The sequence below is a fragment of the uncultured Winogradskyella sp. genome (assembly GCF_947498005.1).
In the GTDB taxonomy this organism is placed as follows: Bacteria; Bacteroidota; Bacteroidia; order Flavobacteriales; family Flavobacteriaceae; genus Winogradskyella.
In genome coordinates, this window is the sequence record NZ_CANMIW010000001.1 from 70,277 (window position 1) to 85,130 (window position 14,854).

At 33.4% G+C, this 14,854-nt stretch carries 16 protein-coding genes; 14 read left to right on the forward strand and 2 right to left on the reverse strand.

Features of this window, described 5'->3' with window-relative positions; translation table 11 throughout:
- The first annotated feature begins 6 nt into the window (after positions 1-6).
- The 7 genes from Q0891_RS00390 to Q0891_RS00420 all read left to right on the forward strand — a co-directional run bounded on the left by Q0891_RS00390 (position 7) and on the right by Q0891_RS00420 (position 5,697).
- Positions 7-363: a four helix bundle protein gene (locus Q0891_RS00390; protein ID WP_299098026.1), complete on the forward strand. Its 357-nt coding sequence runs from the start codon at positions 7-9 to the stop codon at positions 361-363.
- Positions 364-413: 50 nt separating this feature from the next.
- Complete coding sequence (gene hemE / locus Q0891_RS00395) at positions 414-1,439, forward strand: uroporphyrinogen decarboxylase (RefSeq protein WP_299098028.1); 1,026 nt, start codon at positions 414-416, stop codon at positions 1,437-1,439.
- A 198-nt stretch (positions 1,440-1,637) separates the two neighbouring features.
- Positions 1,638-2,405, forward strand: coding sequence for an EI24 domain-containing protein (locus Q0891_RS00400; RefSeq protein ID WP_299098030.1), 768 nt, complete (start codon positions 1,638-1,640; stop codon positions 2,403-2,405).
- Positions 2,405-2,962 (forward strand): GNAT family N-acetyltransferase, encoded by a 558-nt coding sequence (locus Q0891_RS00405; protein ID WP_299098032.1) that lies wholly within the window; start codon positions 2,405-2,407, stop codon positions 2,960-2,962. The genes Q0891_RS00400 and Q0891_RS00405 overlap by 1 nt, the downstream gene beginning before the upstream one ends.
- A 585-nt stretch (positions 2,963-3,547) precedes the next feature.
- A complete protein-coding gene (gene hemF, locus Q0891_RS00410) occupies positions 3,548-4,468 on the forward strand; it encodes an oxygen-dependent coproporphyrinogen oxidase (protein ID WP_299098756.1) in 921 nt (306 codons plus the stop codon).
- 57 nt (positions 4,469-4,525) lie between these two features.
- Positions 4,526-4,912, forward strand: a complete 387-nt coding sequence (locus Q0891_RS00415) for a YchJ family metal-binding protein (RefSeq protein ID WP_299098034.1) — start codon at positions 4,526-4,528, stop codon at positions 4,910-4,912.
- A gap of 11 nt (positions 4,913-4,923) precedes the next feature.
- Complete coding sequence (locus Q0891_RS00420) at positions 4,924-5,697, forward strand: hypothetical protein (protein WP_299098036.1); 774 nt, start codon at positions 4,924-4,926, stop codon at positions 5,695-5,697.
- A 57-nt stretch (positions 5,698-5,754) separates the two neighbouring features.
- On the opposite strand, the gene Q0891_RS00425 is transcribed toward Q0891_RS00420, so the two are convergent.
- Positions 5,755-8,391 carry a DEAD/DEAH box helicase family protein gene (locus tag Q0891_RS00425; RefSeq protein ID WP_299098038.1) on the reverse strand — a complete coding sequence of 879 codons (2,637 nt, stop codon included), beginning with the start codon at positions 8,389-8,391 and terminating at the stop codon, positions 5,755-5,757.
- A 108-nt stretch (positions 8,392-8,499) separates the two neighbouring features.
- Here Q0891_RS00425 and hemB point away from each other — a divergent pair, with 108 nt between their 5' ends.
- Entirely contained in the window at positions 8,500-9,489 is a 990-nt protein-coding gene (gene hemB / locus Q0891_RS00430) for a porphobilinogen synthase (protein WP_299098040.1), read from the forward strand.
- Positions 9,490-9,504: 15 nt separating this feature from the next.
- Here the strand turns inward: hemB and Q0891_RS00435 are convergent, their stop codons facing one another.
- Positions 9,505-10,233, reverse strand: a complete 729-nt coding sequence (locus Q0891_RS00435; RefSeq protein WP_299098041.1) for a GLPGLI family protein — start codon at positions 10,231-10,233, stop codon at positions 9,505-9,507.
- A 132-nt stretch (positions 10,234-10,365) separates the two neighbouring features.
- Between Q0891_RS00435 and Q0891_RS00440 the strand changes: the two genes are divergently transcribed.
- The 6 genes from Q0891_RS00440 to Q0891_RS00465 are packed head-to-tail and all read left to right on the forward strand — an operon-like array spanning position 10,366 to position 14,837.
- Complete coding sequence (locus tag Q0891_RS00440; protein ID WP_299098043.1) at positions 10,366-11,484, forward strand: CNNM domain-containing protein; 1,119 nt, start codon at positions 10,366-10,368, stop codon at positions 11,482-11,484.
- A complete protein-coding gene (locus tag Q0891_RS00445) occupies positions 11,484-11,957 on the forward strand; it encodes a methylated-DNA--[protein]-cysteine S-methyltransferase (protein ID WP_299098045.1) in 474 nt (157 codons plus the stop codon). Before Q0891_RS00440 ends, Q0891_RS00445 begins: the two co-directional genes overlap by 1 nt.
- Entirely contained in the window at positions 11,957-12,478 is a 522-nt protein-coding gene (locus Q0891_RS00450) for a DUF4442 domain-containing protein (RefSeq protein WP_299098047.1), read from the forward strand. Before Q0891_RS00445 ends, Q0891_RS00450 begins: the two co-directional genes overlap by 1 nt.
- Before the next feature lie 13 nt (positions 12,479-12,491).
- Complete coding sequence (locus Q0891_RS00455; protein WP_299098049.1) at positions 12,492-13,646, forward strand: serine hydrolase; 1,155 nt, start codon at positions 12,492-12,494, stop codon at positions 13,644-13,646.
- Between the two features lie 8 nt (positions 13,647-13,654).
- Entirely contained in the window at positions 13,655-14,131 is a 477-nt protein-coding gene (locus Q0891_RS00460; RefSeq protein ID WP_299098051.1) for a hypothetical protein, read from the forward strand.
- Positions 14,124-14,837 (forward strand): 3'-5' exonuclease, encoded by a 714-nt coding sequence (locus Q0891_RS00465; RefSeq protein ID WP_299098053.1) that lies wholly within the window; start codon positions 14,124-14,126, stop codon positions 14,835-14,837. The genes Q0891_RS00460 and Q0891_RS00465 overlap by 8 nt, the downstream gene beginning before the upstream one ends.
- The last annotated feature ends 17 nt before the right edge of the window (positions 14,838-14,854 follow it).

The window sequence follows — 14,854 nt, forward strand, 5'->3', positions numbered from 1 at the left end:
GAAAATATGAGAAATTTTAGGATACTTGAAATTTGGAAAAATGGAATTACAATTGTTAAACAAGTTTATGTCCTTTCTCAGCAATTACCGTCAGAAGAAAAGTTTGGTTTAAGAAGTCAAGTTACAAGAGCAGCCGTTTCAATTCCATCCAATATTGCTGAAGGATGCAGTAGAAATAGTGATATAGAATTTAAACGATTTCTTGAAATAGCAATGGGTTCACTTTTTGAAGTTGAAACACAATTAATTATTTCTAAAGAACTCGAGTTTATTCCTGAAGAAAATTTAAAAGTCATTTTTGAACTTATTCATAAAGAGGCAAGAATGATAAATAGTTTAATAAGCAAGATTAAAAACAGCTAATAGTAACTGGCGAAAAGCCAAAAGCTAATAGCCAAAAGCCAAAGGCTAACATGATAAAAAACGATTTATTCCTTAGAGCATTAAAAGGCGAAACCGTAGAACGCCCACCAGTTTGGATGATGCGCCAAGCAGGTAGATATTTACCAGAGTTTATGGAAATCAAAGCGAAATATGATTTCTTTACACGTTGCCAAACACCAGAATTAGCAAGTGAAATAACGGTTCAACCAATTCGTCGTTACGGAATGGATGCTGCAATTTTGTTTTCAGATATTTTAGTGATTCCACAAGCGATGAATATTGAGGTACAGATGAAACCTAATTTTGGCCCTTATTTACCAAATCCTATTCGCTCTCAAAAGGATGTGAATAATGTTATTGTTCCTGATGTCAAAGAGGCTCTAAACTATGTTTACGAAGCTATAAAAGCGACTAAAGAAAAACTAAACGATGAAATTCCGTTAATTGGTTTTGCTGGTTCGCCATGGACCATCTTATGTTATTGTGTGCAAGGACAAGGCTCTAAAAACTTTGATAAAGCCAAAGAATTTTGTTTTACAAATCCAATTGCTGCGCACCAGCTATTACAGAAGATTACAGATACAACCATTGCCTATTTAAAGGAAAAAGTAAAAGCAGGTTGTAATGCCGTTCAAGTATTCGATTCTTGGGGAGGCATGTTGTCGCCTGTAGATTATCAAGAATTTTCTTGGCAATATATTCAACAAATCATTGATGCTTTAAAAGACGACGCACCAGTAATCGCCTTTGGAAAAGGCTGTTGGTTTGCCTTAGATACAATGGCAAAATCTGGCGCTTCAGCTTTAGGAGTCGATTGGACCTGTTCTGCTAAAAACGCAAGATACTTAACAGGAGGAAACATTACCTTACAAGGTAATTTTGACCCAACACGTTTATTTTCGCCACCTGCAGAAATCAAAAAGATGGTTACTCAGATGATTAATGATTTCGGAAAAGATAAATATATCGTTAATTTAGGTCATGGTATTTTACCAAATATTCCTTTAGAGAATGCAAAAGCATTTATTGATGCTGTAAAAGAATATAAAAGCTAAAACCCATCCTTACCGATAGCTATCGGGATTCCCAATTGGGAAGGAACACAAACTCGGACGGCTTACTCATTTTAAAAAGTGTTTAAATATTCCTAACTTTTGAAGTGAACTTTAAAGCATAGCGAGTTTAGTCATCAATTATTGTAACTTGAAGCCTCTTTTTGCGTCTTTTAAGTAATCATCATCAAAAACAATAATATGATAAAGAATATATTAAAAGGTATCCAAGCTTACACAGGTACGTTAGCTTTAATTTCAAAATTAAAACTTTGGAAGTATTTTGCTATTCCTATAATCATTAGTGTTGTAACAGCATTTATCATAGGATTATCCGCTTACGGTTTGTCAGATAATATTGGTCGTTTTATTGCGAATATTTGGCCTTGGGATTGGGGAAGTGAAACCTTTGCTTCAATTTCTACTTTTATTGGAGGAATTGTTGTTATCGCGATTGGGCTTATCTTATACAAACATATTATCATGGCATTTTCTGCGCCATTTATGAGTCCGGTTTCAGAAAAAATTGAAGCCCATCTCACAGGTATAGAACGTCATAACCATAGAAAAACCTCGTTTCAAGAACAACTATGGAGAGGGATTAGAATAAACATTAGAAATTTAGGTAAAGAACTATTGTTTACAATTCCATTATTGGTATTAAAATTTATTCCGATTATTAATATATTTTCAACCGTTTTATTATTTCTGTTACAAGCTTATTACGCAGGTTTTGGTAATATGGATTATACTTTAGAACGTCATTATAAATACAGAGAAAGCGTAAAATTTGTTGGAAGACATAAAGGCATTGCCATAGGAAATGGTATCGTTTTTATGCTGTTTTTATTAATTCCTGTGGTGGGTGTTATTCTCGTTTTACCAATGAGTGTAACAGCATCTTCGCTTAATACCGTAAAATTAATTGAACAGGAAAAAACTTTAAGTCAAAATACAGTAGTCGTATAATGATTGCACTATTTAACGGTTTCGAAATTAATCCAATCCATAGTGGAGACGCTTGGAAAGTTTGTAATTTCTGTGTGGCCAATGAAGACCGATTAAAACGCTATTTCCCCAAAACTTTAGAACAAAATCTTAATCCGACCTTATCTAATTATTTTGTAGAGTCAAAAGTGAAAGCCTTTGAAAACAAAGATGAATTTCTATTCACATTAAAACATTCTGAAACAAGGGAACTAGCTGGATTAATCTATCTCAAAGAACTGAATTGGGAAACCAAGCAAGGCGAATTTGCGTATTGTATTGGCTATACATTTGAAGGGAAAGGCCTAACTTCTAAAGCGATTAAACACTTGTCTCAATACGCTTTTAATAATTTAAGCTTAGAAACACTTCAAATAATCGCACATAAAGACAATTTAGCGAGTGTAAATGTGGCTTTAAAAAATAATTTTACGTGGATAAAAACCTTGATTAATGAGTTTACACCAATTGGAGAAACACCTTTGGATATGGAGTTGTACGAGTTAGTTTCTGATTCCTGTAAGGTTTCCAAAACCTGACAGGTATTAACCCAAATGATAATAATTAAGTAGAATTTGACTATGGAAAAATTAAAAAAAGGGCATGTTTTTCACATTTATAACCGAGGAGTTAATGGAACCAACATTTTTAAAGATGACGATAATATGTCATATTTTTTAACTTTAGTTAAAAAACATCTTTCTGATTCTATTGCAATTCTAAGTTACTGTTTACTTAATAATCACTTTCATTTTATAGTTGAAATTAAAAATGACGATGCCTCACAAGCATTTTCAAATTTATTTAATGCTTACAGCAAAGCTTTCAATAAACAGAATTTTAGAACTGGCACTTTATTTGAACGTCCTTTTAAAAGAAAACTGATTAAAGACGAAGAATATCTTAAAAACCTAATTATATACGTTCATAAAAATCCCGAAAATCACAAAATAACAGCGGATTTTTCCAGTTATAAATTCTCATCATTTCAGAGTTTTTTAATAAATAGTGAAAGTATAATCGATTCAAAAAAAGACGATGTAATTTCGTTATTCGAAAACTTAGAAAACTTTAATTATATGCATCAAGATACTGCTAAAAAAGACCTGTCAGGTTTTGAAAACCTGACAGGAGATTTAAAGGTCAAAGACAAATTCTTCAAATACATTCACCAATTACAAGACACTATCACTTCTAAACTTGAAGCCGTAGACGGCAAAGCCACGTTTCAAGAAGATATTTGGGAACGCCCAGAAGGTGGTGGCGGACGAACACGCGTTATAGAAAACGGTAACGTTTTTGAAAAAGGTGGTGTCAATATCTCTGGTGTTCATGGGAAATTACCAGACTCTATGCAAAAATACTTAGGTGTAGAAGATGCCGATTTCTTTGCTTGCGGACTAAGTTTAGTATTGCATCCTACAAACCCTATGGTGCCAACCGTTCATGCAAATTGGCGCTATTTTGAAATGTATGATAAAGACGGCAATATTGTAGACCAATGGTTTGGCGGTGGACAAGACCTAACACCTTATTATCTGTTTGAAGACGATGCCAAACACTTCCATCAAACCTGCAAAACGGCTTGCGATAAGCATAATCCCGAGTTTTATGCCAAATACAAAGCCCGTTGCGATGAGTATTTTTATAACGCACACCGAAATGAAAGGCGTGGTTTAGGAGGTTTATTCTTTGATTATTGCAAAGCAACAGATGAGATGAGTATGCAAAACTGGTACGACTTTGTCACTGAAGTTGGCGATAGTTTCTTAGAAGCCTATGTGCCGATTGTTGAAAAACGAAAAAAATTAAACTACACAAAAGCGCAACGCGACTGGCAAGAAATAAGAAGAGGACGTTATGTAGAATTCAATTTGGTGCATGATAAAGGCACGTTATTTGGTTTAAAAACTAATGGGCGAATTGAAAGTATTTTAATGAGTTTACCACCACATGTACAATGGGTTTACGACCATCATCCTGAAGCTGGAAGCGAAGAAGAAAAACTGATTAAAGTATTGCAAAATCCAGTGGACTGGGTTTGATTTAAATAGACCTGTCAGGTTTTAAAAACCTGACAGGTCTGAGCAAAATTAAAAACAATGAACTGTTACTGCGGAACGACCAAAACCTACCAAGACTGCTGTGAAGTTTTCCATCTCAACCACGGAAAAACAGAAACAGCCGAACAACTCATGCGTTCTAGATATTCCGCTTTTGTCCTTGCCAATGGCGATTATTTAATGGCTACTCATCACCAATCTACACGACCAATAAAAGAGAAAAAAGCAATTGTGAAATGGGCAAAATCTGTACAATGGATTAGACTCGAAATCCTAGAAACTTCAGAAGGCACTAAAAATGATGTTAATGGAATTGTTACCTTTAACGCTTATTTCTTTGAAAACGGAAAAGTGGATGTTATTCATGAAAAATCGACTTTTGTAACAGAAAATAATCGTTGGTATTACTTAGGATTAAGTCAATAAAAAATTAAATTATGTGGAAATTATTTAAACGTGTATTTCTAATTATTAACATAAAAACATTTGTAATCACTGGTTTGGCAATTGCTTCAACTGCTATTTGTTTACATTTTCATATTAAAGCAGATTTCCCATTAACATTAATTGGTACAGCCATTGTGTTCCCTATTGTGTTTTCAATTGGTGGTGCTTACAAACGTAGAGAAGTTGCCTTAGACGAATATGGTTCTATTAAAGCACACGGAAGAGCACTTTATTTTGCCGTTTCCGATTGGTTAGAAAATCCGCCTCAAGAGCTTAAAGACGAATTGAAAGTGCATCTCAGCAACCTATTAAAGTCTTGCAAACATGTGTTTTCTAATTCAGTTGAAGACTTAGAGGAAAATGAAAAAGCCGTCTATCATAGTTTTCAAGATTTATCAAAGTTCATAAAAAGCATGCGTTCCCATGGCTTACCTTCTGGCGAAGCTTCAAGGTCTAATCAATTTTTAAGTAAGATGATGATTTCTTTTGAGCGTGTAAAACACATCTACCAATACAGAACACCAAGAACATTACGCACCTATAGTGACATTTTTATTGTGGTTTTACCTGTTATTTACGGTCCACATTTTGCTCATAATGTAACGAGTTATAACTTCGGGTTACAATATGCTGTACCAATTATGTTTAGTGTTATTTTGGTGGCTTTAGATAATATTCAGTCGCATTTAGAAAATCCTTTTGACCAACAAGGCGAAGATGATGTTTACATCAATAATGATAAATTTATCAGGAATTTGGAATAATTACATCAAGACCTTTCAGGTTTTTGAAACCTGTCAGGTCTGAAATTTTATTTTACATCACTTCCAAACCATAACTTCTTTAGTCACTTCCTTAAAAGCATTATATACATGAAACAATCTTGCTTTTAAAAGTAGTTTCCTGCCTTCAACGCTTCGTGTAAAAACCAATTTACTTTGCCCTAAATATTGGTTCCAATATTTTTGAAACACTAAAGCATTATCTTTTTTATCACCAAATAATTCCGGAACTGGGTAGAAATTTTCAACATCTAATTGTTTTCTAAAAAAATTCGTCTTTATAATTAAATATCTTGGCGATTCAATTGGCTCTAAAAGCTCACTCAATGCTTTGGCGAATAATGAATTTTCTAACGCATTGGCACCAATCAAATTACAAACCACATCGCCTTTTGCTAATACATAAGAATTCACGCTAATATTAGCTCTACCAGAAGTGATATAACCTAATTCATCTAAAGTATCTAAGATGGCTAATCCCATTTTCCCGATTTTCTTATACAAATAACCATGACGAATGTAGAGTTTTACGGCTTTCCAAAGTTTATAACCAAACATGGCGACAAACGCAGCAATAAATGCATAGACAAAATAAAGCACACCACGTTGTAAAATAAGGTTGAAACTGCCTGCTATAAATTCCACATAAAAAAGCGAAATTGTAATTAACAATTCGACTACAAAAAACCGAAGTACATCAAAATAATAGATTTGCTTTTGGCGTTTATAAGGACGTTGGCCTTGATGCATAATCTTAACTTCTTTGGTTAATTTAGTGCCTTTTCCGATGGCATTATTCCATTTTTCGGTAATTAGAATACGTTTGGTCGCCACTTCTAATGTAGATTTATTTAAGGCATCAATAGATTCCACAGAAACCTCATCAGGAATATTTAAGCGCTCAAAACCATTGGAAATAAACGGAATGGTACTGTTGGTTACACCTACAAAAGCTTCGAAGCGTCGCTTTAAAGTATCTACTTCTTTACCACCATCTAAAACGGTAGGGTCCACACAGGCCAAATGCCAAATGTTTCCAGTTTTTTTTGGCGAATCGGCATCTTTTCTAATCGCTCTACCTCGCATTTGGTTAGACGACACAAACGAACCGATGAATGAGGCCAGAATTAAACTGTTAATGGATGGTGCGTCCCAACCTTCGCCTAATAAGGATTTTGTACCAACCAAAACTCTAATATAGCCTGCTTCAAAAAGTTGAGTAATAATGCTTACAATAGAATTTTCCGGCTTTCCTTTTGAAGTTACCAATAAAAAAGATTCGTCTATTTGTAATGGCGAAAACGAAAAATGGTCTAAAGTTTCAATCGCCTTAAAATGTCTTAAAATAGAGTGATGAATGATAACGATACTACCAGAAAGCACTGCTAAATCTTCAGGTTTTTCGCAATACTGCCTTATGTATTGAAAAATAGGAAGCACGCCAATTTTATCAATATGCTCTATTTCATTGTCTTTAACCGTTAAGAATTCCTTCCGAATATAATCCGTAAGAATCACGCATCTTAAATCGCGTTTTAAACTCTTACGTTCGGCATTTACAATGCTTACGATGCTTTTTAGCTTACTCGGACTGTTCGAAAGGGATTTATATAGTCGTTGTTCTCCAATAAAATCAACTGAATTTCGCTCAAAAACATGAAGTTTTCGTAATCGTTTTTCTAAGGTTGAAACATACTTTTCTTGTTCAATTAATTGTTCTCTATCGGAAACTAATAGGTTTTGAAATAAAATGCTTAACCAATGTAAATCGAGTTCAGGAAATTGAATCATTTCTTTTTCATCGAACCCTAAAACCTCTAATTTTTGATGGTCAATTTCAAATCCACAAGCATTCAGAAAGATGAGAATGGCTGAAAAATATTCGGCATTCGCATAGAGTTCATCTAAATGCCAATTTGGGTTTTTGTAAAACCGATGGTCAATTAAAAAATCTATAAAGGTTTCGTCTTTTAATAATTCATCTTTAAAATCTGAAATGTTTCGTCTGAAATCAACAATAAAATTTATCTCTAAATCTTCAGGTTTTGAGAAATAGACAAAATCTTGATGTGGACTCAAATCCTTTTCACGCACCAAATCTGGTACTGCAATTTCATCATCTACTTCGCCACAAAGTGCAAAATATTTAGAAACCTCAGCTCTGCTGCTGTCGTAAGGTGGTGTAGCTGTGAGCGCAACGATGTAAAATTCAGAATTGCGTTTTAAATCCATTAAGCAATTCCACCAGGCATTTTTTAAATGATGTGCTTCGTCTAAAACTAAAGTTTCAATATTTTGCTTTGTAAAGAATTGGTAATAGTCGTTTTTGTCTTCAAACGTTTTATAAAAAGCGTGCAAAGATTGGTAAGTAGAAAAGGTAACATCGCGTGGCGATTTAATATCGAATGAAAAGGTTTCAAAATCACAATTCTCGGTAAAAAAGTTTTGCAATCGGTCTTCCCATTGGTTTCTAATGGTCAGCGTTGGTGCTAAAACCAAGGTTTTCTTCCCTAATTTTCTAACAATTTCTAATCCTAAAATGGTTTTCCCAGAACCTGGTGGTGCAATAACATGAAAATGGTTATCTGCAATATGACTATTAAAGTGCTTTAAAAGTTCGGCTTGGTAGCTTCGCCAAGGAAAAATAAATTCTAAATCATCTAGGGATTTGAGCACTCTAAAATGGTTTTATTGATTAACTTTGAAGACGATAAAATTAATCATAATTAATGTAAAAACCTGTCAGGTTTCAAAAACCTGACAGGCCTTTAAATAGACACCAACATGTTTCCAATTAGAAGAAATCGAAGACTAAGAACTAACGAAGCAATTAGAAGTTTGGTTAGAGAAACTTACATTACACCAAACGACTTTTTAGTGCCACTTTTTGTGGTAGAAGGAAAAGGTGTAAAAGAAGAAATTGCATCGATGCCAAATTACTATCGTTTTAGTTTAGATTTATTAAAAGACGAAGTAAAAACACTTTGGAATTTAGGTTTAAAATCGGTTTTACTTTTTGTAAAAGTAGATGACAAACTAAAAGATAATAAAGGTACTGAAGCTTGGAATCCGAATGGTTTAATGCAACGTGCTATTAAAACGGTAAAAGAGGTTTGTCCAGACATGTTAGTTATGACTGATGTGGCTTTAGACCCTTATTCATCCTACGGACACGATGGTATTGTGGAAGGTGGAAAAATTATAAACGACGCAACCGTTGAAGCTTTAGCTGAAATGAGTTTGTCTCACGCTGAAGCTGGTGCCAATTTTGTTGCACCAAGTGATATGATGGATGGTAGAATTATTGGTATAAGAGAAACCTTAGACCAATCTAACCTCATCGATGTTGGTATTATGAGTTATTCGGCTAAATATGCCTCTGCTTTTTATGGGCCTTTTAGAGATGCTCTAGATTCAGCACCTGTTGATGTGGTTGATATTCCAAAGGATAAAAAAACTTATCAAATGGATTTTGCTAACAGAGAAGAAGCGCTTAGAGAAACCGAAATGGATATTAATGAAGGTGCAGATATTGTAATGGTTAAACCAGGTTTATGTTACCTTGATATTGTACGAGATATTAAAAATACTTTTGACATCCCTATTTCTGTTTATCAGGTATCTGGCGAATATGCCATGCTAAAAGCAGCTGCAGAAAAAGGTTGGTTAAACCACGATGCTGTAATGATGGAACAAGTAACATCTATTAAGCGTGCTGGTGCAGATATAATTGCTTCTTATTTTGCTAAGGATGTTGTGAAATTGATTAGTTAAACTTTTTTTTATATTCTAATCCTTACCAAATGGGTTGCCGCAAAACTGCACAAACTCTTCATTGGTCATTAAATCGCCTTCAACTGGTTCTACGATATCATTAGCTTCAGGGCTTTCAAAATCTATTTTAATGGCTTTCCATAAGTAGATTACATCTTCAATTTCTAAAATTAAACCTGGTAAACCGTTAAATCCTTTTGGTCCATGTGTCACTGGTATTTCCTTTGTATACCACGCTTTTACTTTTTTATCATTAAGCTTATCAATGGTGGCTAAATAACAAGTGTAACCATCAATAACTTTAGATTCTTCGGTAATTGTCCACTCTTTAGGCTTTTGAATCACTCTTACTGTTGGACCCATTATTTCATTTTGAGTAATAGTAAAATCACGACTCAGGTCATTAAAATATACTGAACTACCACCTGCTAATGACCATGAAATATTGATTTTGCTTTTTGTGATGATAAGACCATCACTACTATTATTCCATCCAGGAATATCAATTTTTGGCTCTACATTATAAATAGAAACACTATCATTAAAGACCAAATAAGCTTCTACAGGTTTAGAATCTTGAAACATTTGTAATGCCATATTTTTGGCTTCTGAGTTTTCTAAATTTTCAAAAGGCTTCTCAATGCTATCTTTAATTGCTTCAATTCGGTAGGTAATTTTTCCTTTATTTTGAGCAGATAAGGCATAGATTCCTATCAAGCAGATTATTAAAATAAAATTTTTCATGCTTCAATTTACAAAATTTATTAATGCGCCTTTATTATGTATTAAATATAACTTGGTAATAACTATAAAATTAGCTAGCTTTAAATTAGTATTCATTTTGTAACTTTGTACATCTAAAACTTCCAAATATTAATGGGCTTACTCATTTTTTACGCTGTCATTTCCATCTTCTTTTCATTTCTATGTTCTATTCTAGAAGCTGTACTCTTAAGTATTACACCAACTTTTCTTAATCTTAAAAAGAAAGAAGGCAAAGCCTATGCTATAGAATTAGAAGAATTAAAAAAAGACGTCGATCGTCCTCTTATTGCAATCCTTACTTTAAATACCATTGCACACACAGTTGGTGCTATTTTAGTTGGTGTACAAGCAAAAGTGGCTTATGCTGAGATTTATGGTAGTACTAAACAATCCTTTTTAGGTTTTGAGTTTACCGAAGATATTATGGTTGGTGTAGTATCAACTATAATGACAATTCTTATTTTGGTGGCTTCAGAAATTATCCCAAAAACTATTGGTGCAACCTACTGGAAAAAGTTAGCCAACTTTACTACCAAAGCGCTAAATATTTTAATATTCCCTTTAAAATGGACAGGTATTTTGTGGTTACTTCAACTCACTACCAAATTAATAGGTGGCAAAGGTCATGGAAGTGTATTAAGTAGAGAAGGCTTTGTTGCTATGGCAGATATTGCACAAGAAGAAGGTGTTTTTGAAGAAAACGAAAGTAAAGTCATTAAAAACTTACTGAATTTTAAAGAAGTTAGAGCTAAAGATGTAATGACGCCTCGAACAGTTGTAAAAACTGAAAACGAAAAAATGACCATTGAAGCATTTTTCAATGCCAATTCTAATATTCGTTTTTCTAGAATTCCGGTTTATACTAATGATGTAGATAACATTACTGGTTTAGTTTTAAAAGCCGAAGTTTTTAAAGAAATGGCATTAGGCAATGGTTCAAAATTATTATCAGAAATTAAGCGAAGTATCATTATCGTAAATAGAGACTTATCAATACCTACCTTGTTTGAACAACTTATTGAAAGCCGTAACCACCTGGCTCTCGTTGTAGATGAATATGGTACAGTAAGCGGTTTAGTTACTATGGAAGATGTTATTGAAACATTACTTGGTCTTGAAATTATGGACGAAAGTGATAATGTATCTGACTTACAATTATTAGCAAGACGAAGTTGGGAAACTAGAGCAAAACGTTTAGGCATTATTGATAACGATAAGCCTGTAGAATAATGCAAATTTGCTATATTGAAACACCTCTAGGCCATGCCAAAATCGTAGGCGACGACAATGGCATTACCTCTGTTTCAGTATTAGACACCAAAAAAGAAATATCAGACACTATACCTGAAGTTTTACTTGATTGTGTCATACAGCTTAAAGAATATTTTAACGAAGAACGCAAAACCTTTGACCTAAAGTTGAATCCTGATGGTACCATTTTTCAAAAAAAAGTATGGCATCAGTTAGAAACTATACCTTTTGGCAAAACGATTTCCTATTTACAATTATCTAAACAATTAGGCGACGTAAAAGCCATCAGAGCTGCTGCTAGTGCTAACGGTAAAAATCCACTTTGGATTATTGTGCCTTGCCACAGAGTTATTGGTAGCGACGGAAGTTTAACAGGTTATGCAAGTGGGTTATATAGAAAACAATGGCTGCTTAATCATGAAAGCGACTACAAACAACAATCTTTATTTTAATGTATAAAAAAGGTACGGAAATCTTAAAACGCTTTTTTAAAACATCTACTATTTATAAATATGGTTTTAATTGGTCACCAATGTACAGACGTACAACTGCAAAACTTATAGAAGTCAGTGACGATTTGCTTTATGTAAAAATTAGAATAAAACCCAACTGGAAAAACCGCAACTACGCAGGCTCTATTTTCGGTGGAAGTATGCTATCTGCAACAGACCCAATTTATATGATACAATTAATTCAGTTACTTGGCGACGATTATGTGGTTTGGGATAAAGCCGTAGAAGCACGCTATAAAAAACCAGGCAAAACAATAATCTATGGCGAATTTGTTTTTAAAATTGAAGAAATAGAGGCCATAAAAGAAATTGTAGCCTCTAATAACGAAACCGATATTTCTAAAACAATAGATCTTGTAGATGCAGAACAAAATATTATTGCTACTTTTAATAAAACACTTTATATCGCAGATAAACAGTTTTATAAAGAAAAAATAGCCAATCGAAAAACTAATAAATAAACAAGCTCTCTATATGAAATTCCTAAAAAAGACTTTAAAATTTATAGCCATATTACTTGCTATAGTTATTGCTGCATTATACATAACAGACACAGATTATCTATTAAAAGCAGTACGAACTATTTATCTAACAGGTCATTCTACGGCTTACTTAGAAGATTACAAAAAATTCGATAATCAAGCGATTGCTGCAAGTGATAATCCACAACCTTGGCCAAATCATAAAGCCTATAATTCTGTAGAAGCCACAGATGATTTAAAATCAGCCAATACTGATTGGAAATCTATTGCGTACGTCATCATAAAAAATGACAGTGTTTGGTTTGAAGAATATTACGATGGTTTTAATGAAGACTCTAAGACCAACTCATTCTCTATGGCAAAAAGTTATGTGTCTGGCTTAATGTTCAAAGCTATACAAGATGGATATATAAAAAGTATAGACCAACCAGTTTGCGATTTCTTACCTGCATTTTGCGATGGTAAAGCCGCAAAAATGACGGTTGGCGATTTATCTTCAATGAGTTCTGGTACCAATTGGGACGAGGCCTACTATTCGCCATTATCCATAACAACACGTGCATATTTTGATGATGATTTAGCTAAAGTGATGAATGGTTTAAAAATGGATACAGATCCAGGAAAATCCTATAAATATGCGAGTGGAGACACGCAAATGCTCGCTATGGTTATTGAAAAAGCAAGTGGTAAAAAACTATATGATTATTTTGAATCTAGTTTTTGGAAACCACTCGGTTCAGAAAACGAAACGCTTTGGCAAGTAGATAGTGAAGATAATGATTTAGTAAAAGCTTATTGCTGTATTGCAAGCAACGCTAAAGATTTTGCTAGATATGGCAAGTTATTTAAAGACCACGGAAAATGGAACGGTAAACAAATATTAGATTCTACGTTTGTTGCTAAGTCTATAAAACCTAGATTTCCTGAAAGCCCAGAATACGGTTATGGATGGTGGTTAAAAAAACAATTTGGCAAAGACTTTTTTATGATGCGTGGCCACCTTGGTCAGTACGTTATAGTGCAACCAGAAGATAATGTAATCATTGTTAGATTAGGACATAAAAAATCGCCAGATGCTGGTGTTGGTGTTTTTACAAATGACATTAGTCTATACATTGAAGAAGCTTATAAGATGATGGAAAAATAATTCTAAACTTGAACAAATTAATAACAAAAGAACATCTATTATTTTTAGTTGTCGGTGGGTTTTCAATCCTGCTAACTTCTGAATTAGCCAATTTTATTGGTCAAATAATAAACCAGTTTTTAATTTTTATTAATCAAGATCCTTTGCTTGTTATAATTGTAAAGGAAGTAGTCCAATTAGCCGTTTTTATAATCTCTGTGCACGTAATATTAAAATTAATTACTAAGCAAAAAGTGCTAATTAAGGATAATCTGATAAAGTTAATAGTTTGGCTAATTGGTATTTATTTTGTTATTCAAGTTTTACAAGTGCTTTATGGTATTTACGGTATTTCATCGCTTGAAGGTTATCGTGAAGCAACGATTAATTACTCTGAATACGTCAAAGAAAATTACCTAATTATAAGCATTTCATCAGTTGTATATTATCTACAACGCCTATTATTTGCTATTTCAATTGTAAATTATACACTTAAAGATGATTAATAAACTAAACTTAGAAAACATTTTATTCTTGGATATTGAAACTGTTCCAGAAACGGAAAATTTCTCTGATTTAGACAAAACTAAACAAGATCTTTGGGATGCTAAATCGCGTTATCAAAGAAAAGAAGAGTTTACCGCTGAAGAATTTTACGATAGAGCAGGTATTTGGGCCGAGTTTGGTAAAATAGTTTGTATTTCAGTTGGATATTTTAAAATGGAGGGCGAATCTAGAACCTTTAGAGTGACTTCTTTTTATGGCGATGAAATTAAACTTTTAAAAGATTTTAAAAATTTACTAATATCACATTTTAGCTCAAACAAACATTTACTTTGCGCTCATAATGGTAAGGAATTTGATTTTCCGTACATAGCCAGAAGAATGATTATCCACAACATAGAATTGCCATACAAACTAAATCTCTTTGGAAAGAAACCATGGGAAGTGCCTCATTTAGATACTTTAGAACTCTGGAAATTTGGCGACTATAAAACCTACACATCCTTAAAACTAATGACTAACGTTTTAGGCATTCCATCACCAAAAGATGATATTGATGGTAGTGAAGTTTATAGAGTGTATTACAAAGAGAAAGAAATTGACCGTATTATAATCTATTGTGAAAAAGACACCATCGCTGTAGCTCAAATTTTCCTGAGGTTACGAGGAGATGAATTGCTTCATGAGAACGAAATAAAGCATGTATAAAAAAAGTCCTGATATAA

Bases quoted from the DNA above. Each gene is read 5' to 3' on its own strand.
- Q0891_RS00390 (WP_299098026.1), top strand. From the start codon at position 7: ATGAGAAATTTTAGGATACTTGAAATTTGGAAAAATGGAATTACAATT.
- hemE (WP_299098028.1), top strand. From the start codon at position 414: ATGATAAAAAACGATTTATTCCTTAGAGCATTAAAAGGCGAAACCGTA.
- Q0891_RS00400 (WP_299098030.1), top strand. From the start codon at position 1,638: ATGATAAAGAATATATTAAAAGGTATCCAAGCTTACACAGGTACGTTA.
- Q0891_RS00405 (WP_299098032.1), top strand. From the start codon at position 2,405: ATGATTGCACTATTTAACGGTTTCGAAATTAATCCAATCCATAGTGGA.
- Q0891_RS00415 (WP_299098034.1), top strand. From the start codon at position 4,526: ATGAACTGTTACTGCGGAACGACCAAAACCTACCAAGACTGCTGTGAA.
- Q0891_RS00420 (WP_299098036.1), top strand. From the start codon at position 4,924: ATGTGGAAATTATTTAAACGTGTATTTCTAATTATTAACATAAAAACA.
- hemB (WP_299098040.1), top strand. From the start codon at position 8,500: ATGTTTCCAATTAGAAGAAATCGAAGACTAAGAACTAACGAAGCAATT.
- Q0891_RS00435 (WP_299098041.1), bottom strand. From the start codon at position 10,233: ATGAAAAATTTTATTTTAATAATCTGCTTGATAGGAATCTATGCCTTA.
- Q0891_RS00440 (WP_299098043.1), top strand. From the start codon at position 10,366: ATGGGCTTACTCATTTTTTACGCTGTCATTTCCATCTTCTTTTCATTT.
- Q0891_RS00445 (WP_299098045.1), top strand. From the start codon at position 11,484: ATGCAAATTTGCTATATTGAAACACCTCTAGGCCATGCCAAAATCGTA.
- Q0891_RS00450 (WP_299098047.1), top strand. From the start codon at position 11,957: ATGTATAAAAAAGGTACGGAAATCTTAAAACGCTTTTTTAAAACATCT.
- Q0891_RS00455 (WP_299098049.1), top strand. From the start codon at position 12,492: ATGAAATTCCTAAAAAAGACTTTAAAATTTATAGCCATATTACTTGCT.
- Q0891_RS00465 (WP_299098053.1), top strand. From the start codon at position 14,124: ATGATTAATAAACTAAACTTAGAAAACATTTTATTCTTGGATATTGAA.